Origin of the sequence: Novosphingobium flavum, from assembly GCF_014230315.1 — a bacterium.
In the GTDB taxonomy this organism is placed as follows: Bacteria; Pseudomonadota; Alphaproteobacteria; order Sphingomonadales; family Sphingomonadaceae; genus Novosphingobium; species Novosphingobium flavum.
The window spans coordinates 156,769-179,269 of the sequence record NZ_JACLAW010000010.1 but is presented as its reverse complement, the minus strand read 5'-3'; the positions used below and the strand labels follow the sequence as shown (position 1 = coordinate 179,269).

The following is a 22,501-nucleotide window of genomic DNA, read 5'->3' as shown; positions in this document are numbered from 1 at the left end:
GGCTGGTGCGGCTGGAGCAGCGGCTCGGCACCCGGCTGGTTCATCGCACGACGCGGCGGATGGCCCCGACCTCTGCGGGGCAGGACCTGCTCGGCGCGTTGTTGCCGCTGCGCGCCGCGCTGCGCGAGGCCGAGGACCGCATCGCCGGCAAGCAGGCGGAGATCGGCGGGCCGCTCAGGATCACGGCGCCGACCTCGTTCGGGCGGATGCATGTTGTGCCGCACTTGCCCGCCTTCCTCGAGCGCCATCCCGAGGTGGATCTGGCGATCGACCTGTCCGACGAATTCGTCGACCTGATGGACGGCAACTACGACCTTGCCATCCGGATCGGGGCGCGGATCGGCGGCGGGCTGGTGGGGCACCGTCTTGCCACCAGCAACCGGGTGCTCTGCGCCGCGCCGGCCTATCTCGACCGGTTCGGCCTGCCCGCCGGCTTTGCGGACCTGACGCGCCACCGCCTGCTGGCCACTGAGCGGCAATTGCCGTGGCACCTTGACGGGCCGGAGGGGACGGTGATCCACCATGGCAGAAGCGCGGTGCGGACCAATTCCAGCGAAGTGGTGCGCGAGCTTGCCGTGGGTGGCTGCGGCATTGCCCTGCGCTCGATCTGGGACGTGGCGGACATGTTGGCGAGCGGCGCGCTGCAGCGAATCCTGCCGGCCTGGCGCGGCTCGCGCGAGGTGGGGATCTTCGCGGTCCATCCGGCGGCGCCGGCCGTGCCCGCGCGGGTTCGCGCGCTGACGGACCATTTGCAGGCGCGGCTTGGCGGGATCGAGGCGGGGGCGCCGGCCGCCGGTTGATGCGGGCCGGATGATCCGGGCGCGGCTCAGGCGAGGCCGGACAGCCCTTCGAGGACGATGCGGACGAGGTCGGCCTGTCCCTTGGCGCCGGTCTTGGCATAGATCCGCTTGGAATAGTTGCGCGCGGTTTCCGGGGTGAGGCGCAGTTCGCGCCCCGCCTCGACCAAGGGCCGGCCGGCGGCGAGGAGGGCGGCAAGGCCTGCTTCGCGTTCGGACAGGCCGAGCTCGACCGCGATCACCCGGGCTGCGGCGAGCGGGTCGGCGCGGCGGGGCGTGCGCAGGGCGGCGATCGCGGCGGCGCCGGACCGGCCGGGCGGCAATGGGCGGACGAGCACGGTACGGCTGCCGTCCTCGGTGCGGAGCGGTGTGCGGACCTGATCGGCCGCCGCCACGCGGGCGGCCTCGGCGAGCGCTGCCGGGGCCGGGTGATGGGCCTGCCATGCCGGATCGGAGGTGACCACCTGGCCCTGCGGGTCGAGCACGGCCTGGCCGATCCCGAGCAGGGCCAGCGCGTCCTCTGCGGCGGTGAGTTGCAGCGCCTGCAGGGTGATCGCGGCAAGGTTGGCCGCGGCAATGGCCACGGCGGGGACCAGCGCGGTGAGCAGGGCGCTTTCGGCCGCGCCGAACACGGTCCGCTCATGCAGGAGGGCGATCTCCACCGACTGGTGCTCGGTGCCGCTGACCCGGATCAGGCGGGCATCGCCGATCTGCGCGGCGGCGAGCAGGCCGCCCTGCCGGGCGCGGCGGGCCGGATCGTCGAAATCGAGCAGTTCTTCCAGCGCATAGACGCGGTTGGTGCGCAGGCCGCGCTCGGCCAGGGCGGCAAGGGCCGCGCGCTCGGCCACGCCCTGGTTGCCTTGCCCGCGCACGGTGACGCGCTGGGCCAGGGCGGCGGGGGCGGGGATCAGGACGATGCGCTGGGCGCGGGTGCGGGCGAGCAGGCGGTGCAGGAACGTGTCCCACGGCGCGGGGGCGAACAGGCCCTCGAACAGGGTCAGGACCAGATCGTTATGGTCGAATGTGGACAGGGCCATGGTATTTGCTCCCATATGGGAGTGGCATCATTGTGTCCACATCGCCATCGCAAGGCGATTGAAGGCAATGATGCCTGCTGACGGAAGTGATCCGATGACTGACGGCGCCCGCAAGACGCTGACCCACCTCGAACGGCTTGAAGCCGAGGCGATCCACATCATCCGCGAAGTGGTGGCCGAGGCCGAGCACCCGGTGATGCTCTATTCGGTGGGCAAGGACAGCGCGGTGATGCTGCACCTTGCGCGCAAGGCGTTCTATCCGGCGCCGCCGCCGTTTCCGCTGCTCCACGTCGACACGACCTGGAAGTTCCAGGAAATGTACAAGCTGCGCGACCGGATGGCGAAGGAGAGCGGCATGGAGCTGCTCGTCTACCAGAACCCGGAAGCGGCCGAGCGCGGGATCAACCCGTTCGACCACGGCGCGCTCCATACCGACATGTGGAAGACCGAAGGGCTCAAGCAGGCGCTCGACAAGTGGGGCTTCGACGCGGCCTTTGGCGGGGCGCGGCGCGACGAGGAGAAGAGCCGGGCCAAGGAGCGGATCTTCTCGTTCCGCACGGCTTCGCATGGCTGGGACCCGAAGAACCAGCGGCCCGAGCTGTGGAACCTCTACAACGCCAAGAAGAACAAGGGCGAATCGATCCGCGTCTTCCCGATCTCGAACTGGACCGAGCTCGACGTGTGGCAATATATCCACCTCAACGACATTCCGATCGTGCCGCTCTATTTCGCGGCCAAGCGCCCGACCGTGGAGCGCGACGGGATGCTGCTGATGGTGGACGACGAGCGCTTCCCGCTGAAGGAAGGCGAAGTGCCGGTCGAACGCTCGATCCGCTTCCGCACGCTCGGTTGCTATCCGCTGACCGGGGCGGTGGAGAGCCAGGCCAAGACCCTGCCCGAGGTGATCCAGGAAACCCTGCTCACCACCACCAGCGAGCGGCAGGGCCGCGCCATCGACAAGGACGCCGGCGGCGCCGGCATGGAAGTCAAGAAGCAGCAGGGGTACTTCTGATGAGCGGCGACGACGTGATCTACAAGGTCGACGACCTCATCGCCGAGGACATCGACCAATACCTCGAGACGCACCAGCACAAGACCATGCTGCGCTTCATCACCTGCGGGTCGGTGGACGACGGCAAGTCGACTCTGATCGGGCGGTTGCTCTACGATTCGAAGATGATCTTCGAGGATCAGCTGGCCGCGCTGGAAAGCGACAGCAAGAAGGTCGGCACGCAAATGGGCGGGATCGACTTCGCCCTCTTGGTCGACGGGCTTGCCGCCGAGCGCGAGCAGGGCATCACGATCGACGTGGCCTACCGCTTCTTCAACACCGAGAAGCGCAAGTTCATCGTGGCCGACTGCCCGGGCCACGAGCAGTACACCCGCAACATGATCACCGGCGCGAGCACGGCCGACCTTGCCGTGATCCTGATCGACGCGCGCAAGGGCGTGCTGGTCCAGACCCGGCGCCATTCCTACCTGTGCCACTTGATCGGCATCAGGAACATCGTGCTGGCGGTCAACAAGATGGACCTGGTCGACTATGGCCAGGCAACCTACGAGCGGATCGTGGCCGACTATGCCGGCTTCGCCCGGTCGATCGGGATCGAGGGCTTCACCGCCATGCCGATCTCCGGCTACCAGGGCGACAACATCACCGCGCTTTCGGAAAATACCCCGTGGTATTCCGGCCCGACGCTGATGGAGCATCTCGAGACGGTGGAGGTGAACTCCGCCCGCGACGCGGAAAAGGCTTTCCGCCTGCCGGTGCAGTGGGTCAACCGCCCGAACCTTGATTTCCGGGGCTTTGCCGGGCTGGTCTCGACCGGGTCGGTCAAGCCGGGCGACGAGGTGCGGGTGCTGCCTTCGGGCAAGACCTCGACCGTGACGCGGATCGTCACGCTTGATGGCGACATCGAAGAGGCCGTGGCCGGCCAGTCGGTAACGCTGTGCTTTGCTGACGAGATCGACTGTTCGCGCGGCAACGTGATCGCGGTTTCGGACAATCCGCCGCAGGTGGCCGACCAGTTCGAGACCACGCTGGTGTGGATGAACGACGAGCCGCTGCATGTCGGCCGGGCCTACTGGCTCAAGCTCGGCACCCAGACCGTTTCGGCGACGGTGCAGCATCCCAAGTATGCGATCAACGTCAACACGCTGGAGCATACGGCGGTGAAGACGCTGGAGCTGAACGCCATCGGCGTGGCCGAGCTGACCACCGACAAGCCGATCGTGTTCGAGCCCTATGCCGAGAACCGCACGCTGGGCGGGTTCATCCTGATCGACAAGATCACCAATGCCACGGTGGCGGCGGGCATGCTGCATTTCAGCCTGCGCCGTTCGCAGAACGTGCACTGGCAGGCGCTGGACATCAGCCGCGAGGCGCGGGCCGACCTCAAGAACCAGAAGCCGGCCGTGCTGTGGTTCACCGGCCTGTCGGGCTCGGGCAAGAGCACCATCGCCAACCTGGTCGAGAAGAAGCTGGCGCGGATGAACCGCCACACCTTCCTGCTCGACGGGGACAACGTGCGCCACGGGCTCAACAAGGATCTTGGCTTCACCGAGGCCGACCGGATTGAGAACATCCGCCGCGTGGGCGAGGTGGCCAAGCTGATGACCGATGCCGGGCTGATCGTGATCAGCGCCTTCATCAGCCCGTTCCGGGCCGAGCGCGAGATGGTGCGGACCCTGATCCCCGAGGGCGAGTTCTTCGAGGTGTTCATCGACACGCCGCTGGCCGTGGCCGAGGAGCGCGACGTGAAGGGGCTCTACCGCAAGGCGCGGGAAGGCACGCTCAAGAACTTCACCGGGATCGACAGCCCCTATGAAGCGCCGGTGAGCCCGGAAATCCGGATCGACACCACCCGCACCACGCCGGAAGAGGCGGCGCAACTGATCGTCGATACCCTTCTGGGCGACGCCTGATGGCGCTGACGGACGGCGAGCTGGCCGCCCACCTTGCCGCCGTGACCGGGCGCCTGCTGCTGGACGTGCGCGCCGCGGGCGTCCTCACCGGCAAGGCGCTGGGCAAGGCGGGCGACGCGACGGCGAACCAGTTCCTCGTCCACGCCTTGCGCGGGCAGAGGCCCGATGACGGGCTGCTTTCCGAGGAAAGCAAGGACACGCCGGAGCGGCTGAGCAAGTCGCGCGTGTGGATCGTCGACCCGGTCGACGGTACGCGCGAATATGGTGAGGAACGGGCCGACTGGGCGGTTCACGTGGGCCTCGCGGTGGACGGCGTGCCGGTGCTGGGCGCGGTTGCCCTGCCCGGTGCCGGGGCCGTGCTGCGCTCCGACCGGCCGATCGAGGTGCCCGAGGCGCCAGAGCGGCTGCGCATGCTGGTCAGCCGCACCCGCCCGGCGGGCGAGGCGACGGCCGTCGCCGAGCGGATCGGGGCCGAGCTGGTGCCGATGGGTTCGGCCGGGGCGAAGGCCATGGCGGTGCTGCGCGGCGAGGCGGACATCTACCTCCATTCCGGCGGGCAGTTCGAGTGGGACAGCTGCGCGCCGGTTGCCGTGGCGCTGGCCCACGGTCTCCATGCCTCGCGGATCGATGGCTCGCCGCTGGTCTATAACCAGGCCGATACCTACATGCCCGATCTGCTGATCTGCCGAAAAGAGCACGCCGAGATGGTGCTGGCGGAAGTGGCGCGGCTGGGGTGAGATTCTGCCACGGTATCGGGTGTAATATCTGAATCGTCGTTGCGAGCGGCCGTTAGGTCGCGTGGCAATCCAGGGCCGTTGTGCAAAGCCGCCCTGGATTGCCGTGGGGCTTCGCCCCTCGCAATGACGAGCGTTTCAGCCTGCTGCAGCTTCCAGTTGCGCGATCCGCTTGGCCATCGCCACGAGGCGCTCGGCGTCTTCGAGGTGGAGCAGCTCGGCCATCTTGCCCTCGACCTGGATCGCGCCCTTGGCCTTGTTCTCGGGGAGGCCGAAGGCGGCGATGACGGCCTCAGCCCAGGCGAGATCGGCCGGGGCGGGGGAATAGGCCGCGTTGCAGGGCTCGACCTGCGCGGGGTGGATCAGGGTCTTGCCGTCGAAGCCGAAGCGGCGGCCCTGCTGCGCCTCGGCGCGGAACAGGTCGAGGTCGCGGAACTCGTTGCAGACGCTGTCGAGAATGGCGAGGCCGTGGGCGCGGGCGGCGCAGACCGCCACGGCGAGCAAGGGCTGGAGCGGCAGGCGATCGGCGCCGGGCTGGGCGCGCATGTCCTTGGCGAGATCGTTGGTGCCGATCACCCAGAGCGAGAGGCGGGTGGTGGGGGCAAGTGCGGCGATCTGGTCGAGCCGCAGCATGGCACCGCAGCTTTCGATCATGGTCCACAGCTGGAGCGCGGCCGGCGCGGCGGACAGGGCGATGTCGGCGGCGCGGACGTCTTCCGGGCGCGACACCTTGGGCAGGAGCACGGCGTCGGCCCGGCTGCGGGCAATGGCGGCGAGATCGTCGGCCCCCCACGGGGTGTCGAGCCCGTTGGCGCGGATCACCACTTCGCGGCCGCCGAAGCCGCCTTCGGCCACGGCGGCAAGGGCGGCGGCGCGGGCTTCTGCCTTGCGTTCGGGCGCGACGGAATCCTCAAGGTCGATGATGATCGCATCGGCCGGGAGGGTGCGGGCCTTGGCCAGCGCCTTGGCATTGATCGCCGGCATGAACAGGGCCGAGCGGCGGGGGCGATCCGGGGCGATCATCGTGGGTCTATCCTCAATCGCGCTTGGCGAAGCCGCCGTAGGCGCCGCGGAAGAACAGCATGGGATCGGCATCGCGCCGGGCTTCGAGGCCGAGCACGCGGCCGAGCACGAGCCAGTGATCCCCGGCCTCGATCACCTGTTCGACCCGGCATTCGATCGCGGCCATGGCCCCTTCGAGGACGGGCAGGCCGTGGTGCGACAGGGTGTATTCGACATCCTTGAACTTGTCTCCCGGCGCGGCGATCTGGCGGCACAGGGCGACCTGATCGCTGGCGAGGACATTGACGCAGAAATGGCCCGAGGCGGCGATCAGCGGCCAGGATTGCGAGTTCTTGCCGGGAAAGAAGCCGACCAGCGGGGGATCGAGCGAGATCGAGCTGAACGAGCCGACGACCATGCCGATCGGCTGGGCCTCCGCGCCCATCGCGGTGATCACGCAGACACCGGTCGGGTAATTGCCGAGGACTTCGCGAAAGGTCGCCGCTTCTATCCGCATTTCGCTCATCAGCAGCTTGCTCCCGTGCCGGTCAGGGTCTTCCATGACGAAGCGGGCGCTGCAGTGCAAGCATGGAGAGGGCGCTTCATTGTGCGGCGCACCAACTGACCGGCTGGCGGACGGTCAGGCCTTGATTTCGGGGCCGCGGCTGGAGGCGCGGGCGACGAGGCGGACGGGCACGCGGCTTTGCTCGCCGTCGTTCGACTTGTCGGTCATGCGGCGCAGCAGCTTTTCGACCAGCATCTGCCCGCCGGACTGGAAATCGGGCTCGAGCGAGGTCAGCGGCGGGATGGCATAGGCGCCCGAACGGATCCCGTCGAAGCCGACCACGCCGACCTGGCCGGGCACGGCAATCCCGCGCTCGTGCAGTTCGAGCAACACGCCGAGCGCGACCTGATCGCAGACCACGAAGATCGCATCGAAATTCCAGCCGCGCTCGATCAGCTCGGCCACGGCCTTGCGGCCCTGTTCTTCCCGGGCGAGGCTTTCGTCGATCTCGATCAGGCAGGTTTCGAGGCCGTCCTCGGCCATGCGCTGGCAATAGCCGTCGGAGCGCTCCTTGAACTGGCGCTGGGGCGAGCCTTCGGAGGTGATGCAGGCGATGCGGCGGTAGCCCGAGGCGATCAGGTGCTCGGTGGCGAGGCGGGCGCCCTGCCGGTTGTCGCTGCGGATCCAGTCGAGATCGTCGAACGGGGAGCCCCAGTAGACCACGTTGGCGCCGGATTCGCCGAGCTGGCGATAATAGTCCCAGGCCGGCTTGTTGGCCGTGGTGCCGATCACGATCAGGCCGTCGGCCTTGCGCTGTTCCTCGTAGCGGCCGGACAGGCTGTCGGGCGAGTGCTGGAACGAGACGAGGGTTTCGTGATCGAGGTTCGAGGCGGCGGCGCAGATCGCGCCGAGCAGCGAGAAGTAGAACGGGTTGACGTCCTTGTGATCCTCGCTGTCGCGGCTGATCACGACGACCGCGATCGTGCCGGTGCGCCCGGTGCGCAGGCGGGCGGCGTTCTCGTCGACATGATAGTTGAGTTCGCGTGCGGCGGCGACCACGCGGGTGCGGGTCGGTTCGCTGACCACCGGATCGCCGGCCAGGGCGCGCGAGACGGTGGACTGGCTGACCCCGGCGAGGGCTGCCACGTCAAATGATGTCACGCGGTGCTGCCGCATCCGGATTGTCCGTCCCCAAAATTCGCCCGATGGGGCGACCCGGCGCGCTTTTCCCGCTTCGCCGGGCGAAAGTAAAGCCCCGTGCCAGTTAGAGCAGGCGCGGGCCCAGAACGAGCAGCAGCTTGCCGTCGATCGCGTCGCCCATGGCCCGGCGCTGCGCGATGAATGCGGGTATGTCGGCGAGGGGGACGCGGTGGACCTTGATGTCCTCGTCGTGCGTGCCGCCGCCTGCGCCGACGCGGACCAGATCGTGGGCACGCATCAGGGTGTAGCTCTCGCTGACCATGCCGGGGGAGGACCAGAACTCGCCGATCACCTCCATCCGCCCGGCGCGATAGCCGGTTTCCTCTTCGAGCTCGCGCGCGGCGGCGGCGGTGTCCTCCTCGCCGACGAGGTGGTCCTCGTCACCGATCAGGCCGGCGGGCAGCTCGACACAGGGGCGGCCGAGCGGCACGCGGAACTGCTCGACGAGGATGACGTGGCCATCGTCCACGGCGAGGATCACCGCGGCACGGATGCCGCGGGCGCGGCCGACATATTCCCAGTTGCCCTTGACCTTGGCGGCGATGAAGCGGCCTTGCCAGACGGTCTTCTCTTCTTCCTCGTGCATCACACCTCGATCAGCCGGTCGGGCAATTCGTTGACGTCGTCCGCGCCGCGCGGGAAATGCCGGGCCAGCACCGCGCCGACCCGGTCGACGGCGGCGATCAGGCCGTCGGCCATGCGCCCGGCCTTCAGCTCGGCCAGCAGCGCGGCGAGGGCATCGCCCCAGACCTCGGCCTCGACTTTCGAGGCGATGGCCTCGTCGGCGATGATCTCGGCCCGGTGCTCGGCCAGGCTTAGGTAGATGAGGATGCCGGTGCGGCCGGTGGTGCGCCGCTCGGCCCCGACGCGGAACAAGGCCAGCGCGCGGGCATGGACCCGGCCGTGGCGGATCGGGGCGGGGGTGAGGGCGAGGCGCAAGGGACGCCAGAGCAGGATCAGCCACATGCCGCCGAACTTGAGCGCGGCAACGAGCGCGGCGAGGCCGAGCAGGCGGCCGGGGGTCCATTCGCTCGCCCAGGTGCCGGTCAGCCGGTCATAGAGCCCGAGGTAGAAGTCGGGGAACAGCGCGATGACGGTGAGGGCGAGGAGGGCGACCAGCGCCGACCAGGCGAGTGCGACATCGCGGTAGTCGTCAGACCGGGAGCCGAGGATCGTGACGATCTCGCCCGCCGTGGCGCTTTCGGCCGCGGTGACGGCGGCGCCGACACGGGCGCGGTCGGTCTCGCTCATCGAGGGGGGATGGGCCATGCGCGTCTCCTACCAGCTGCCCGAGGCGCCGCCGCCGCCGAAGCTGCCGCCGCCGCCGGAAAAGCCGCCACCGCCGCCGCCCCAGTCCGAGCCGCCGCCCCAGCCGCCACCGCGCCGGCCCGACATGTGGCTCAGCGCGTCGAACACGATCAGCGGGCCGAGCGCGCCGGCGCCGCTGCGGTAGCGCCGCCCGCCGCCGAGCGCGCCGCGCAGCATCGGCAGGACGAAGAAGATCATCACGAAGATGACGAAGATCACCATGCCGGGATCGACCCCGCGCTGGCCTTGCGTGCTGGCCTGCTTTTGCGCTTCGGCGGCGATCTTCTGCGCTTCCTCGGGCGGGAGGGTGAGCTGCTGGATGATCGCGTCGGCCCCCGCCTCGATCCCGCCGGCCATGTCTCCCGCCTTGAAGCGGGGGACGACCTGCTGCTGGATGATCAGCGCGGAAAGCCCGTCGGTCAGCACGCCTTCGAGGCCGTAGCCGACCTCGATCCGCACCTTGCGCTCGGTGGGGGCGATAATCAGGAGGGCGCCGTTGTTGGTGTCCTTCTGGCCGATGCCCCAGGCGCGGCCGAGCTGGTAGCCATAGTCGGCAATGTCATAGCCCTGCAGGCTGGGCAGGGTGGCGACGACCAGCTGGCGCTTCGACTGTTGTTCGAGCGCGGCCAGTTTCTGTTCGAGCCGCGCCTTCTCGTCCGCCGGGATGATGTTGGCGCCATCGACCACCCGGCCGGTGAGGGCCGGGAAGGTGGGCTGCGCCCACGCGGCAAGCGGCGCCAGCAGGGCCAGCGCGGCGAGCCAGAGCGCGAACAGGCTGCGCGAGAGCCGCGCGGGCATGGCCTTTGGTCCTTACAGCTTGCCTTCGAGGCTGGGCGCGACTTCCGCGCCCGGGGTGACGGCCTGATAGGGCACCATCGGCTTGGCGCCGTAGATCACCTTGGCCGCGACCATCGCCGGGAAAGTGCGGATCGTGGTGTTGTAGGACTGGACCGCGCCGTTGTAGTCGCGGATCGCGACGCGGATGCGGTTTTCCTGACCTTCGAGCTGGCTCTGCAGCATCTGGTAATTGGTGATCGACTTGAGCTGGGGATAGGCCTCGGCATTGGCGAGCAGGCGGCCGAAGCCGCCGAGCGCGCCGGACAGCTGGTTCTGCGCGTCCTGGAAGGCCTTCATCTTGGCCGGGTCCTTGAGATCCTCGGCGGAGATCTGGATCGAGGTGGCCTTGGCCCGCGCCTCGGTCACGCCGACGAGGATGCCCTTTTCCTGCTCGGCCGCGCCCTTGGCCACGGCGGCGAGGTTGGGGATCAGATTGGCGCGTTCCTGGAAGGCGGCCTGGACATCGGCCCACTTGGCCTTGGCGGCCTCTTCCTCGGTCGGCACCGTGTTGACCCCGCAGCCCGAGAGCATGGCGGCGGCAGCGGCGGCGAAGATGACATGGCGGCGTGAGGCAGGCATCAGGTATCCCTCCGGGAGCCGCGAGGCGGCAGTGGCGGTGAACATAGTGCCCCCCGGCGCAGGTGCAAGGCGTGCGAACGGTTGATCGCAACCCGCCGACGGGGCATGACCGGTGCCAAGGACAATATTCGTAGTCAAAAACGGATCGGCAGGACTGGAGAAATGGCCATGCTCGGAGAATTCAAGGCGTTCATCGCACGCGGCAACGTGCTTGATCTGGCGGTCGGTGTGATCATCGGCGCGGCGTTCGGCAAGATCGTCTCTTCGCTGACTGACGACGTGCTGATGCCGGTCATCGGCGTGATCACCGGCGGGCTCGACTTTTCCAACCGCTTTGCCGTGATCGGGACCATTCCGGCCGGTTATGCGGGGTCGCTGACCGACTATGCGGCGCTCAAGAAGGCCGGCGTGGCGATGATCGGCTATGGCTCGTTCATCACCGCGGTGATCAACTTCGTGATCATGGCCTTCGTGATCTTCCTGATCGTGCGGCAGGCCAACAAGGTCATGACCAAGCCGGAGGAGCCCGCCGCGCCGGCCGGTCCGACCGAGGTCGAACTGCTGGCCGAGATCCGGGACGCGCTGAAGAAGGCGTGAAATCAGCGATTTGTCGGAAGGAAGGGGCCTCGCGCAGCGGGGCCCCTTTTCATTTGCGGCGCCATCCCTATATAGGCCCTCGCCGGTTCAGGCCGGCTATGGTGATAAACTGCGGCGTGGAATAGGCGCAGCGGACCCGGGGGCGGTACCCGGCGGCTCCACCATCACTCCCGCTTTCGGGCGAGGGTTTTGACGGGGCCGAACTAGGATCGACGTGTGTTCAAAGACGCTGTTTTTGCCCGGGCTGAGTAACCCGTAAAAGGCTCAAAACCAAACAAGTGCCAACGACAACGACGCACTTGCTCTTGCCGCGTAATTCTAGGGCCTAACGGCCTGAAGTTACAAAGCCAGAACGCGGTTGAACCCACCGGGCAACAGAAGGGAATTCAGCGGTACGGGGGGCACCGGGCAACAGAAGCCCCCCACTTCGTTTTGGCCGTGATTTCCGCCATGCCGGGCTGCGAACCGGCGTCTTCTGCGCTTCCGGTGCTCACGTACTGGAAGTACGCTGCGCGCCGGTTCTCGAAGCCACCGGTTCTCGCTCCGGCCTGACGAAAATCCCGGCCAAACCGGGTCCCCTGCAATCCTGTTCGAAGCGGCGGTCAGCCCGCTTGTGCGTCCTCGGCGGCCATGCGGTCGCGCGCGGCCTTTTCGTGTTTCAGGCAGTCGAGGATCTTGGCGCCGGCCATGAAGACCGCGCCGGTGGTGGCGAGGAACAGGAGCTTGCCGCCGAAGCCGGGGTATTGGGCGAGGTAGTGTTCGCCGCGCGCGGTGGCGCCCAGGGCCAGGGCATAGATGATCAGGAACGCTTCGAAGCGTGTCTTGATCAGGAAAAGTCTGCCAATCTTGCCCAGCATTTCAGCCCCAGTGCGTTTACGCTCTTCTCAGCAATCATCATGCCAGATGCTGATTTGTGCGCAAGACGGTGGTTAACGGCGCGGCAGGTGTAAGCCTTGCCGACTATGGGAGCGAAACGGGCTGCAGGGGCGACCGGTTCCCGGCGTGATGGGCCTTATCGGGTGAGGACACCGGCGATCGCGACGAATTCGTCCACGCTCAGCGTCTCGGCGCGGCGCTGTTCGTCGATGCCAAGCGCGGCGAGGGCATCGAGCGCGCCGGGCAGGCCCTTGAGGCTCTGGCGCAGCATCTTGCGGCGCTGGCCGAAGGCGGCCTCGGTCACCCGTTCGAGCATCCGCATCGAGACGCCTTCGGGCGCCTCGCCCGGCACGACGTGGATGATCGCGCTCATCACCTTGGGCGGCGGGGTGAAGGCGCTGCGGTGGACCTTCATCGCCAGCTTGGCCTGAGAGCGCCACTGGGCGAGCACAGCAAGGCGGCCATAGGCGTCGCTCCCCGCCTCGGCGACGATGCGCTGGGCCACTTCCTGCTGGAACATCAGGGTGAGCGAGGACCAGGCCGGCGGCCAGGTCTCGCCCGAGAGCCAGCCGGTGAATAGGGCCGTGCCGACGTTGTAGGGCAGGTTGGCGACGATGGCGAAGGGCTCGTCGAACAGGGCGCGGATATCGACCTTGAGCGCGTCGCCCTCGATCACCGTCAGCTGGCCGGGGAAGGCTTCCGACAGTTCGGCGAGAGCGGGCAGGCAGCGGCGGTCCATCTCGATCGCGGTGACGCGCGCGCCGGCGCGGAGCAGGGCGCGGGTGAGGCCACCGGGACCGGGGCCGACCTCGAGCACCGGGCGATCGCGCAATTTGCCGGGGATCGCGGCGATGCGGGCGAGGAGCTGTTCGTCGAACAGGAAGTTCTGCCCGAGCGCCTTGCTGGCCGACAGGCCATGGCGCGCGATGACGTCCCGCAGCGGCGGCAGGTCGGGATTGGGCAGGGGCTCGCTCATGGCCTTGCCATGGGCAAGGGCGCCGCGGTTGTCCAGCCTGCTCGATCAGGCGGGAATGGCGCTCGACTGGCGGCGGGCGGCGCATTCGCCGGCCATGCGGATCGCGGCGATGGTCGCGCCGGGGTGGGCAAGGGCCTGGCCGGCGATGGGAAAGGCCGTGCCGTGATCGGGCGAGGTGCGCACGATGGGCAGGCCGAGGGTGACGTTGACCCCGGAATCGAAATCGAGCGCCTTGATCGGGATCAGGGCCTGGTCATGGTACATGCACAGGGCGACGTCGAAGGTCTCGCGGTTGTGCGGGGCGAACAGGGCATCGGCCGAGTGCGGGCCCTCGGCGTCGATCCCTTCGGCGCGCAGGGCGGCCACGGCGGGGGCGACAACGGTCAGGTCCTCGTGGCCGAACTTGCCCTCTTCCCCGGCGTGGGGATTGAGCGCGGCGACGGCGAGGCGGGGCCTAGCGATCCCGTAGTCCCGCGTCAGGGCGCGGGCAACGATCCGGCCGCGCCGCTCGATCAGATCGCGCGTGACGAGGCGGGGAACGTCAGCCAGGGCAACGTGGACCGTGAGCGGGACCGTGCGCAGCGAGGGGCCGGCGAGCATCATCACCGCGTCCTCGGGCGCGACGCCACAGGCGGCGGCGACGAATTCGGTCTGCCCGGGATGCGTAAAGCCGACTTCGGCGAGGCGGCTCTTGGCGATCGGCCCGGTCATTACCGCGCCGGCCTTGCCTTCTACCGCGAGGGCCGCGGCGAGGGTGAGCGAGGCGAGGGCGAGGGCGGCACCGGCGCGGCTGGGCTCGCCGGGGGTATAGGGCAGGTCATGCCCCTCCGACAGGTCGAGCACAGGCAGGGCCTCGTCGAACACCGCGGCGGCCTCGGCAGGATCGGAGATGGCGCGGACCGGGACGGCGAGGCCGCGGCGCGCGGCGGCATGGGCGAGCAGGCGCGCCCCGCCAACCGCGAAGAACGGCGGCAGGGCGTGGACCTGCCGCGCGGCCCAGGCCGTGGCGATCAGTTCCGGGCCGATCCCGGCGGGATCGCCCAGCGAGAGCGCGAGGGGCAGCGAAGGGCGCATCAGCATCGCCCGGGCTCCGTCAGTTGTAGTCGATAACGGCGTCGCGCCTCAGGTCGCGCAGGTAGGCCTGCGCGCGCTTGTTGACGCGGTCGTCCTCGATCTGGCTCATCATCTGGTCGAAGCTCGGCCCGCTGTCGACCTTCGGATCGTCACGCCCGCAGAGCATCAGCACGCGCACGCCTTCCTTGATCGAGCCGAACGGCGGCGAGGTTTCGCCGAGCGAAAGGGCGAGGATCGAATCCTGCAGCGGCCCTGGCAGGTCGCGGGCGCGGACCTGATCGTTGGCGACGACCTGCGCGCCGACCGAGGCGGCGACCGCATCGACCGCGCCGCAGCCGCGCGCGGCCTTCATCGCCGTGGCAAATTCGCCGGCGCGCTTGGTGGCATCGGCCTCGGTCGTGCCGGGGGCGAAGTCGATCGAGACCTGCTTGAGGCTGAGCAGGGCATCGCGCGGGTCGGCGGTGAGGACCTGGCGCTTGTCGATCAGGTAGAGGATCGAGAAGCCGCCCGAGGTCGGGATCGGGCCGACCAGCTGGCCGGTCGAGAGGCTGGCGGCGGCCTGCTGCAGTTCGCCCGGCAACTGGGCGAGGCGGATCCAGCCGAGATCGCCGCCGACCGCCGCGGTCGAGGCCTGCGAATACTGGCGGGCATAGGCGACGAAGCTGCCGCCCTGCTGGAGCTGTTCGATGATCTTCTTGGCGTTCGCCTCGACCGTGGCGCTGTTCTCGGAGGTGGCGCCGAGGAAGATCTCACCGATGCGGTATTCCTCGGTGCCCTTGGCCGCCTTCATCCGGTCCATCATCTCGCGCACTTCGGTCTCGGACACGTTGATGAAGGGCTGGACGTTGCGGCGCAGCACGCGCTGCCACGACAGTTCGCCGCGGATCTGCCGCTTGAGCGATGCGGGGGAGGAGCCGATCTTGACGAGATAGGCGTCCATCGCCTTGATGTCCTGCCGGAAGTTCTGCGAGGCGACGCGGGCATAGGTCTGCTCGATCTCGTCCTCGTCGACCTTGAGGTCCTGGGCCTTGGCTTCCTGGATCTGCAGGGTCTCGTCGATCAGGTTGCGCAGCACCTGAAGGCGCAGGCGTTCCTTCTCCTCATCGCCGATCTTGCCTTCGTTAGCGGCGAGGATCAGCGCGAGGCGCTGGTCGACGTCGGTGCCGGTGATGATGTCGCCGTTGACGATGGCCGTGGCGCGGCGGTTGTTGGGATCGTTCTTGCCGAAGATCTGCACGTCGTTGGGCACGACGATGGCGCCCTGCGGGGTCTGCTCGGGCGCGCCCTGCGCCTGCGCGGCGACGGCCAGAACGACCGCGGCCATGCCCATCGCCAGTCCGGCCCGTGACCCGATACCCTTCAGCTTGAAGCTCTTCACCTTGTCATCGTTCCCGTATCAGCCAGACCCGCCCCTTGCGAAGACGTCCTGCTTCCGACCTTCAGTGCCCAGTGGAGCGATCCGGCTTAACCGGACCTGAGTGCCCCCCTCGCGACCTGTGCGACGGCAGGCGATAGCCTGTTTGCCGCAAGGATCAAACAGGAACTCGCCGCTTTTGCGCAAGGGCGTGCGATCGGCGGTTAACCAAGCCTGTGCTCAGCGAACACCAAGATTGCGCAGGGCGAGGTGGACCTGGAACGAGTTGCCCTTCGCGGCGTCGCCCGTGGTCTGGTAGTCGCGCCGCCAGGTGAAGGCGACCTCGATGCAATCGTCCTGGTAGGCGATGCCGAGCCGGGTGCGCAGCGGCTGGAACCCGTCGCTGTTGCTGGACGGGTCTTCCTGCTGGCTGGTCAGGTTGACGATGCCCGAGGCGAAGACCGACCAGAACCGGGCAAAGGCGACGCGGCCGGCAAGGCGCAGCTCCTCGCGGTCCTGCAAGTCCTCTACCTGGGTGATGTCGCGGTTGAGGCGCAGGTAGCCCAGCTCGACATAGGTGCGCGAGGAGCCGACCGTGGCGTCGATCTCGTTGCGGCGCACGGCGAGGTTGTCCTTGTCCAGCCGGTAGCGGTGCGTGAACTTGACGATGTCGCGGAAGCGAACCTCGGTGCGGCCGACGATGTCCGAGGTGCGGCTGGCAAGGCCGGTGCCCTCGGGCACGATGGTGACCTGGTTGGACAGGCGGACCGACTGCCCGATCGTGCCGTTGAGCGCGATCCCGCGGCCCTGCCATTGCCAGTCCACCCCGTAGGTGAAGCGCAGGCCGTCCTCGACCCGGTCGTATCCGGGGAAGCGGTTGAGCGCGAAGAGGTTGGAATCCTCGAGGTCGATCGCGCGGGCATCCTCGTTGGGCACGGCGAGGTTGCGGATCGGCGGGGCGGCCACGATCTGGAAGCGCGGGGTGAGAACCTGGGTGCCGCCGAAGACCTGGCCGGTGAGCGGCCACATCACGTCGGCGGCGGCAATGGCGATGGCCCGGCCCTGCCAGCCGGGCAGGCCCTGATAGGTGGCCGTGGTGGTGAGGTCGTTCTGGTCGGAATGGTAGATGTCGCCCCGGCCAAGGGCAGTGAGGCTGACGACCTGGCCCCACGGAGTGAGGCGGGTCAGGTTCCACTGTGCCTGGGCGAAGGCGCGCTGGGTGTCCTGCCCGGCGGTGCGGGTGATCGCGAGGCTGTTGAGCTGCAGCTCGACCTTGCCGCCGAGGACGGGATCGGCGAGCCGCTTGCGCCAGTCGATCACCGGGAGCGCCACCGGGACCAGGCCCTGACGGTCGCCCACCCGCATTGTTTGCGTGGCCCAGCCGGAGATCGAGAAGTAGCTGGTATCGCCCACCCGTTCGAGATCGAACGACGAGCGCAGGCGGTCGTCCATGCTGATCCCGTAGCGGCGCAGGAAGGTGCGGTCGCTGGCGAGGCGGAGCGAACCGGTCAGGCTCCAGTTGGGATCGAACTGGAACTTGCCGTTGGCATAGAGGTAGCCGCGGAAGGCAACCTCGCCGGCGGTGCCGGGGTTGGCCTCGCCCGAGACCGAGATCAGGCGGCTGCGGGTGGCATAGCCGGTGATCTGGAACGCGCCCTTGTCGGCCAGTTGGCGATACTGGGCCGCGATCATCGGGGGGGCCTTGGAAAAGACCGTGCCGGTGACCGTGAGATCCTTGTTATCGCCCAGCCGCTGGTACCAGGCATCGCTGATCTGGGCGCCGTTCGAGGCGTTGAACTCGATGTCCGGGATCAGCAGGCCGTTGATCGGACGCCCGTCGCTGGCGATGGTCAGGCCCGGCAGCGGCATCAGGGTGACGCCGAAGATGTGCAGGCGCGCGCCGGTGAAATGGATCGATTTCCGGTCCGGATCATAGGTCACGCGGGTGGCGTTGATCTGCCAGGTCGGGTTCTTGGGGCAGCCGTCCTCGTCTTCGATCGGGCAGCCGGAGAAGGCCGCGCGGGTGAGGATCAGCCTGCCCGAGGCGTCGCGTTCGCCGGTGAAGGCGGCGAGGCGGCCGCCATCGCGCAGGGCCAGCAGCAGGTTCTGCATCGCCCCGGCCTTGAGCTCGTCGGTCAGCTCGACCTTGTCGGTGAACAGCTGGTTGCCGTCGGCATCGACCAGGCGGATATTGCCGGTCGCCTCGATCTGGCCGGTGGTGCGGTTCCACGTCACCTTGTCCGCGCGGACCGACTGGCCGTCGCGGCGCAGCACGACATTGCCGGTCGCGGTCACGACCTCGTCGTTGTAGGCATAGGCGACCTCGTCGGCCTCGAAGGCGATCGGGCCGCTGATCAGCTGGCTGCCGGGGGCGGCCTTGCTGGCACCGGGAGGCGAATCTCCCTGGTCCGGATGGTCCTGCGCGGCGGCCGGGAGCGCCCAGAACAGGGCGGCGGCAAGGGCGCAGGTCGGCAGAAAACGGCGGCGAACCGGCTTTCCGGCCGCCTTGGGAGCAGTCTGCAGCAAGGTCTCGGGCACCGGGGGCATGACTTGCCTATCGCACTGCCCGGCCCTAACTGCAATCTGGTGCGGCGCGATTTTGCAACGACTTGCGCCGGCCCGACCAACAGTTCCCGGAGCCGTCATGAAAATCACCTTCGCCGCCGCCGTTCCTGCCGATTCCCGTCTGGTTGCCGCGCTGGTGGCGCAGGACGCGCTGCCTGCCGCGCTCGAACCGGTGCTGGCCGCGGCGGCGCGGGCCCAGCGCTTTGCCGGCAAGGTGGGGCAGGTGTTCGACCATTTCGCCGAGCGCGGCGGCAAGGCGGTGCGCGTGGCCCTGGCCGGGATTGGCGAGCCGGGCGAGGGGCGCGGCGCGGCGCTGGAGAAGGCCGGGGCGGCGCTGACCGCGAAATATCTCACGAGCGGCGAGACTTCGCTGGTGCTTGATCTGACCGGTTCGGGGCTGGGTGCGGGCGAGGCGGCGTCGGTTCTGCTCGGTGCGCGGCTGCGCGGCTGGCGGCTCGATACCTATCGCACCAAGCTGAAGGACGAGCAGAAGCCAAGCCTGACTGAGATCGTCGTGGTCGGCGCGCCGGACGGGGCGGAGGCGGCCTGGGCCGCGGAAGCGGCCGTGGCGACCGGGGTGGAATTTACCCGCGAACTGGTGACCGAGCCGGCCAACGTGATCTATCCCGAAAGCTTCGTGGCGCGCTGCCGGGCCCGGTATGAAGGCACCGGCCTTGAAGTTCGGGTGCTGGACGAGAGCGAGATGACGGCGCTCGGCATGGGCGCGCTGCTGGGCGTGGCGCAGGGTTCGGTCCGGCCGCCGCGCCTGCTGGCGGTGGTCTGGAACGGCGGCGCGGCCGGGGTGAAGCCGACCGCCTTCGTCGGCAAGGGCGTGACTTTCGACACGGGCGGGATCTCGATCAAGCCGGCCGCGGGCATGGAAGACATGAAGTGGGACATGGGCGGGGCCGGGGCCGTGGCCGGAACCATGCTGGCGCTCGCGCTGCGCGGGGCCAAGGCCAACGTGGTCGGCATCTGCGGCCTCGTTGAGAACATGCCTGACGGGAATGCCCAGCGCCCGGGAGACGTCGTGACCACGATGAACGGGCAGACCGTGGAAGTGATCAACACCGACGCCGAGGGGCGGCTGGTGCTGTGCGACGCGCTGACTTTCGTGCAGCAGGAATACCAGCCGGCGGCGATCGTCGACCTTGCCACGCTGACGGGCGCGATCATCATCTCGCTCGGGCATGAATATGCGGGCATGTTCGCGGGCGACGACGATCTGGCCGCCAAGCTTGACGCGGCGGGCAAGGTTTCGGGCGACAAGCTGTGGCGGATGCCGCTGGGCCCCAGCTACGACAAGCTGATCGACAGCCCGATCGCCGACATCAAGAACGTCGGGCCGCGCTATGGCGGGTCGATCACCGCCGCGCAGTTCCTCCAGCGCTTCATCGACAAGGGCACGCCCTGGGCTCATCTCGACATTGCCGGGACGGTCTGGACCGACAAGCCGGGACCGACCTGGGACAAGGGTGCCTCGGGCTTCGGCGTGCGGCTGCTCGACCGCTATGTGCGGGACGTGCTGGAAGGTTGATGCCAAGCCGATGCAAGTCGATTTCTACCAGTTGACGCAGTCCACCGCCGAACAGGTGGTGGTGCTCCTCGCGGCCAATACGCTGGCCGCCGGGCAGCGCCTGCTGGTAGTCCACGCCGATCCGGCGGCGCGCGAACGGCTGGGGCAGGCCCTGTGGTCGGCCCCGGCGGCCAAGGGGGCGGAGCGGTTCCTTGCCAATGGCGAGGCGGGCGGGGCGCATGACGGGCGCCAGCCGATCCTGCTGTCGGACGCGGTCGAGCCGGCCAATGGCGCCCGGTTCGTGGCGCTGGCGGACGGGGTCTGGCGCGAGGCCGAGGGGGCCGAGCGGGTTTTCCTCGTCTTCGGCGAGGCGACCATCGACGATGCCCGTGCCTGCTGGCGGATGCTGGGCGAGCGCGCGGGGCTGACGCGCAATTACTGGAAGCAGGAGGACGGGCGCTGGGTGAAAGCCGCCTAGCACCGACCGACATTCAGCCCATGGCGGCCTGCAAATCGCGATTTCCCGTGCTTCCGGTGCTCACGTACTTTGAGTACGCTGCGCTCCGGGTCACGAAAAACCACGATTTTCGGCTCGCCCTGAGCTGAATCTCGATCGGTCCTTTGCCTTGCAGCTTGGCGCGTTCCCGGCTAGGGGCGCGCCACTTCTCTCCAAACCATAACTGTTCGCAAGGAAATCGACATGGCGGTTACCCGCACCTTTTCGATCATCAAGCCCGACGCTACCCGTCGTAACCTGACCGGCGCCGTCACCAAGATGCTGGAAGAAGCGGGTCTGCGCGTCGTCGCTTCCAAGCGCATCCAGATGAGCCGCGAGCAGGCCGAGGGCTTCTACGCGGTCCACAAGGAACGCCCCTTCTTCAACGACCTCGTCGAGTTCATGATCTCGGGCCCGGTCGTGGTCCAGGTGCTGGAGGGCGAGGACGCCATGCAGCGCAACCGCGACATCATGGGCGCCACCAACCCCGCCAATGCGGAAGCCGGCACGATCCGCAAGGAACTGGCCGAATCGATCGAGGCGAACACGGTCCACGGGTCCGACTCGGACGAGAACGCGGCGATCGAGATCGCCTACTTCTTCAAGCCGGAAGAAATCGTCGGCTGAGGTAAGCGCCTCGCTGAATTGAAAGGGCCGCCGGAGCGATCCGGCGGCCTTTTTCGTGTCCGAGGGTGACACGAGTGTCACCCTGTGTCCGGAGCTGGGCCTTATGTTTTCAGGGGTTTGGCGGTCTGTGCATGGGTGACACTTGTCCTACAGGGCTTGCGGCCGATCCACTTTGTCAAAGAACGCGGGGATGATGACAGGTGAGGGAGATGTAGGAAAATCGTTTCGGGGGTGCAGCCGGCAAGGGCGGACACGGCAGATTGTGGACGTTCCCGAACCTTACCCATTGCCCGAGGGCACCAATCTTAGATTCCGGCCCCGCCCATCGTGGCGGAAGTCTTGCGCGTAGCTCTTCGAAGCGCCAGCCGGACCGGCTGGTCAAACCAGCGCACACATGCAACGGCCAATGTTATGGACAAGAGGATATAGGGAATCGCAAGGAGGGCCGAAGCGAGCCCGGTCTTGCGCTCCAGCCATTGGAATGCATGCGCAACGGGGGAATGGATCGCGTAGAGCGCAAAGGAGGCGTCTCCCAGCAGGGCAGCAATTCTGCTTCCGATCCGTCCGGGCTCGAAACGGCTGCCGAAGAAAAGCAATGCAGGCGCGGCCAGCAGCACAACGCCGAGGTCGTACGCCCAACGTAGCGTGCTTGGGTTCCATATCAGGACAAGAAACAGGACGACAGGGAGGCGGTCGATCGCGCCAAGACTACGCCTGCCGTGAACGAGAATACGGTCCGGAATATCGCCGTGATCGTGGTCGACCATTCATCGCCGCCGCCTAGGCTGCCATTGTAGAGGTCAAGGAGGATGAGGCCTATGGCTGCGATGCACAAGATTAAGATCGACGTTGCATACCGGACTCTGACGAGCACGGCGCAGAGCGCCGCATTGGCCAGGAGTTCGTAAAACAGGGACCACGCCGGGGGATTTAGGGGATAGAGAACCCTGCCAAAGGGCGCGGGCAACATGAAAATGTTGAAAATGGCGGAAGCGACCAGGTCTGGCGCGCTTGCGGCGCCATCTGAGTGACGCAGGTAGCCTTGGAGCGCAAAAATGAAACCGAATGCCGCGCCGAGGAGGAACAGCGGATACAATCGGATAAACCGGCAAAGGAGAAACGCCCCGGTCGTTAGCCCGCTCCGTTCAAATCGCGGCGCGTAATTCTTCCAAAGCACAAACCCAGAAAGAGCAAAAAAGAAATCTACGGCGAGGTATCCGCTGGGAGCCAGCTCGCCATGAAAATGGAAGACGGCAACGACGACCGCGGCCACCCCCCTCATGCCGTCGAGCGTGACATAACGGTTGTGGGATTCTGACCCAGCGATCGATTCGGATGCCATGCGAAGGGAATATGATGGTGGGCACGGATTACCTAACGCAATCAATGCCCGACGGGGTATGCGCCTCGCCGTCGATAACCTGTTCTTCGTGCTGCCAGATCCACCCATCTTCGAAGGTGATCCAGTTCCTGATCTGATGGGCGTCCATTGCCCC

Annotated in this window: 23 protein-coding genes and 1 other RNA gene; 9 read left to right on the top strand and 15 right to left on the bottom strand. The window is 67.8% G+C overall.

From position 1 onward, the window contains the following. Window positions 1–800, top strand: an 800-nt coding sequence (locus H7F51_RS14005) for a LysR family transcriptional regulator (RefSeq protein ID WP_185664922.1), incomplete at its 5' end; no start/stop codon positions are given. Window positions 801–826: 26 nt separating this feature from the next. Here the strand turns inward: H7F51_RS14005 and H7F51_RS14000 are convergent. Then, window positions 827–1,834, bottom strand: coding sequence for a helix-turn-helix transcriptional regulator (locus H7F51_RS14000; protein WP_185664921.1), 1,008 nt, complete (start codon window positions 1,832–1,834; stop codon window positions 827–829). Window positions 1,835–1,928: 94 nt separating this feature from the next. Here H7F51_RS14000 and cysD point away from each other — a divergent pair, with 94 nt between their 5' ends. From cysD to H7F51_RS13985, 3 genes are read left to right on the top strand one after another with little or no spacing between them, the layout of a single operon-like run. Then, entirely contained in the window at window positions 1,929–2,846 is a 918-nt protein-coding gene (gene cysD, locus H7F51_RS13995; protein WP_185664920.1) for a sulfate adenylyltransferase subunit CysD, read from the top strand. After that, the gene (gene cysN / locus H7F51_RS13990; protein ID WP_185664919.1) at window positions 2,846–4,759 is read left to right on the top strand and encodes a sulfate adenylyltransferase subunit CysN; all 1,914 of its coding nucleotides are present in this window, start codon (window positions 2,846–2,848) and stop codon (window positions 4,757–4,759) included. The genes cysD and cysN overlap by 1 nt, the downstream gene beginning before the upstream one ends. Then, complete coding sequence (locus H7F51_RS13985) at window positions 4,759–5,496, top strand: 3'(2'),5'-bisphosphate nucleotidase CysQ (protein ID WP_185664918.1); 738 nt, start codon at window positions 4,759–4,761, stop codon at window positions 5,494–5,496. Before cysN ends, H7F51_RS13985 begins: the two co-directional genes overlap by 1 nt. 135 nt (window positions 5,497–5,631) lie before the next feature. Here H7F51_RS13985 and H7F51_RS13980 read toward each other — a convergent pair whose 3' ends face one another. The 7 genes from H7F51_RS13980 to H7F51_RS13950 all read right to left on the bottom strand — a co-directional run bounded on the left by H7F51_RS13980 (window position 5,632) and on the right by H7F51_RS13950 (window position 10,924). Further along, window positions 5,632–6,516 carry an HpcH/HpaI aldolase/citrate lyase family protein gene (locus tag H7F51_RS13980; RefSeq protein ID WP_185664917.1) on the bottom strand — a complete coding sequence of 295 codons (885 nt, stop codon included), beginning with the start codon at window positions 6,514–6,516 and terminating at the stop codon, window positions 5,632–5,634. Window positions 6,517–6,529: 13 nt separating this feature from the next. After that, complete coding sequence (locus tag H7F51_RS13975) at window positions 6,530–7,021, bottom strand: flavin reductase family protein (RefSeq protein WP_185664937.1); 492 nt, start codon at window positions 7,019–7,021, stop codon at window positions 6,530–6,532. A 114-nt stretch (window positions 7,022–7,135) separates the two neighbouring features. Next, window positions 7,136–8,161, bottom strand: a complete 1,026-nt coding sequence (locus tag H7F51_RS13970; protein WP_343061294.1) for a LacI family DNA-binding transcriptional regulator — start codon at window positions 8,159–8,161, stop codon at window positions 7,136–7,138. Between the two features lie 103 nt (window positions 8,162–8,264). Next, window positions 8,265–8,786, bottom strand: coding sequence for an NUDIX hydrolase (locus H7F51_RS13965; RefSeq protein WP_185664915.1), 522 nt, complete (start codon window positions 8,784–8,786; stop codon window positions 8,265–8,267). Next, the gene (locus H7F51_RS13960) at window positions 8,786–9,469 is read right to left on the bottom strand and encodes a TPM domain-containing protein (protein WP_185664914.1); all 684 of its coding nucleotides are present in this window, start codon (window positions 9,467–9,469) and stop codon (window positions 8,786–8,788) included. The genes H7F51_RS13965 and H7F51_RS13960 overlap by 1 nt, the downstream gene beginning before the upstream one ends. A 9-nt stretch (window positions 9,470–9,478) precedes the next feature. Further along, window positions 9,479–10,306 carry a TPM domain-containing protein gene (locus H7F51_RS13955; protein ID WP_185664913.1) on the bottom strand — a complete coding sequence of 276 codons (828 nt, stop codon included), beginning with the start codon at window positions 10,304–10,306 and terminating at the stop codon, window positions 9,479–9,481. Between the two features lie 12 nt (window positions 10,307–10,318). Beyond that, a complete protein-coding gene (locus H7F51_RS13950) occupies window positions 10,319–10,924 on the bottom strand; it encodes a LemA family protein (RefSeq protein WP_246448411.1) in 606 nt (201 codons plus the stop codon). A gap of 168 nt (window positions 10,925–11,092) precedes the next feature. Between H7F51_RS13950 and mscL the strand changes: the two genes are divergently transcribed. Then, window positions 11,093–11,521, top strand: a complete 429-nt coding sequence (mscL, locus tag H7F51_RS13945; protein ID WP_185664936.1) for a large conductance mechanosensitive channel protein MscL — start codon at window positions 11,093–11,095, stop codon at window positions 11,519–11,521. A 42-nt stretch (window positions 11,522–11,563) separates the two neighbouring features. After that, window positions 11,564–11,910, top strand: a transfer-messenger RNA (tmRNA) gene (ssrA, locus tag H7F51_RS13940). Window positions 11,911–12,123: 213 nt separating this feature from the next. On the opposite strand, the gene H7F51_RS13935 is transcribed toward ssrA, so the two are convergent. The 5 genes from H7F51_RS13935 to H7F51_RS13915 form a co-directional block, all read right to left on the bottom strand. Beyond that, entirely contained in the window at window positions 12,124–12,378 is a 255-nt protein-coding gene (locus H7F51_RS13935; protein ID WP_185664911.1) for a hypothetical protein, read from the bottom strand. 155 nt (window positions 12,379–12,533) lie between these two features. Beyond that, window positions 12,534–13,373: a 16S rRNA (adenine(1518)-N(6)/adenine(1519)-N(6))-dimethyltransferase RsmA gene (gene rsmA, locus H7F51_RS13930; protein WP_185664910.1), complete on the bottom strand. Its 840-nt coding sequence runs from the start codon at window positions 13,371–13,373 to the stop codon at window positions 12,534–12,536. A 45-nt stretch (window positions 13,374–13,418) separates the two neighbouring features. Then, entirely contained in the window at window positions 13,419–14,447 is a 1,029-nt protein-coding gene (gene pdxA, locus H7F51_RS13925) for a 4-hydroxythreonine-4-phosphate dehydrogenase PdxA (protein ID WP_185664935.1), read from the bottom strand. Window positions 14,448–14,466: 19 nt separating this feature from the next. Then, window positions 14,467–15,777 carry a peptidylprolyl isomerase gene (locus H7F51_RS13920; RefSeq protein ID WP_425491029.1) on the bottom strand — a complete coding sequence of 437 codons (1,311 nt, stop codon included), beginning with the start codon at window positions 15,775–15,777 and terminating at the stop codon, window positions 14,467–14,469. A 264-nt stretch (window positions 15,778–16,041) separates the two neighbouring features. Continuing rightward, window positions 16,042–18,348, bottom strand: a complete 2,307-nt coding sequence (locus H7F51_RS13915; protein WP_185664909.1) for an LPS-assembly protein LptD — start codon at window positions 18,346–18,348, stop codon at window positions 16,042–16,044. 97 nt (window positions 18,349–18,445) lie between these two features. Here H7F51_RS13915 and H7F51_RS13910 point away from each other — a divergent pair, with 97 nt between their 5' ends. The 3 genes from H7F51_RS13910 to ndk all read left to right on the top strand — a co-directional run bounded on the left by H7F51_RS13910 (window position 18,446) and on the right by ndk (window position 21,005). Further along, entirely contained in the window at window positions 18,446–19,903 is a 1,458-nt protein-coding gene (locus H7F51_RS13910) for a leucyl aminopeptidase (protein ID WP_185664908.1), read from the top strand. A gap of 10 nt (window positions 19,904–19,913) precedes the next feature. Further along, the gene (locus H7F51_RS13905) at window positions 19,914–20,360 is read left to right on the top strand and encodes a DNA polymerase III subunit chi (protein WP_185664907.1); all 447 of its coding nucleotides are present in this window, start codon (window positions 19,914–19,916) and stop codon (window positions 20,358–20,360) included. Window positions 20,361–20,582: 222 nt separating this feature from the next. After that, window positions 20,583–21,005: a nucleoside-diphosphate kinase gene (ndk, locus tag H7F51_RS13900; protein WP_185664906.1), complete on the top strand. Its 423-nt coding sequence runs from the start codon at window positions 20,583–20,585 to the stop codon at window positions 21,003–21,005. 305 nt (window positions 21,006–21,310) lie between these two features. On the opposite strand, the gene H7F51_RS13895 is transcribed toward ndk, so the two are convergent. Next, window positions 21,311–21,772 carry an acyltransferase family protein gene (locus H7F51_RS13895; protein WP_185664905.1) on the bottom strand — a complete coding sequence of 154 codons (462 nt, stop codon included), beginning with the start codon at window positions 21,770–21,772 and terminating at the stop codon, window positions 21,311–21,313. Further along, complete coding sequence (locus H7F51_RS18975; protein WP_425491028.1) at window positions 21,667–22,287, bottom strand: acyltransferase family protein; 621 nt, start codon at window positions 22,285–22,287, stop codon at window positions 21,667–21,669. The genes H7F51_RS13895 and H7F51_RS18975 overlap by 106 nt, the downstream gene beginning before the upstream one ends. Between the last annotated feature and the right edge of the window lie 214 nt (window positions 22,288–22,501).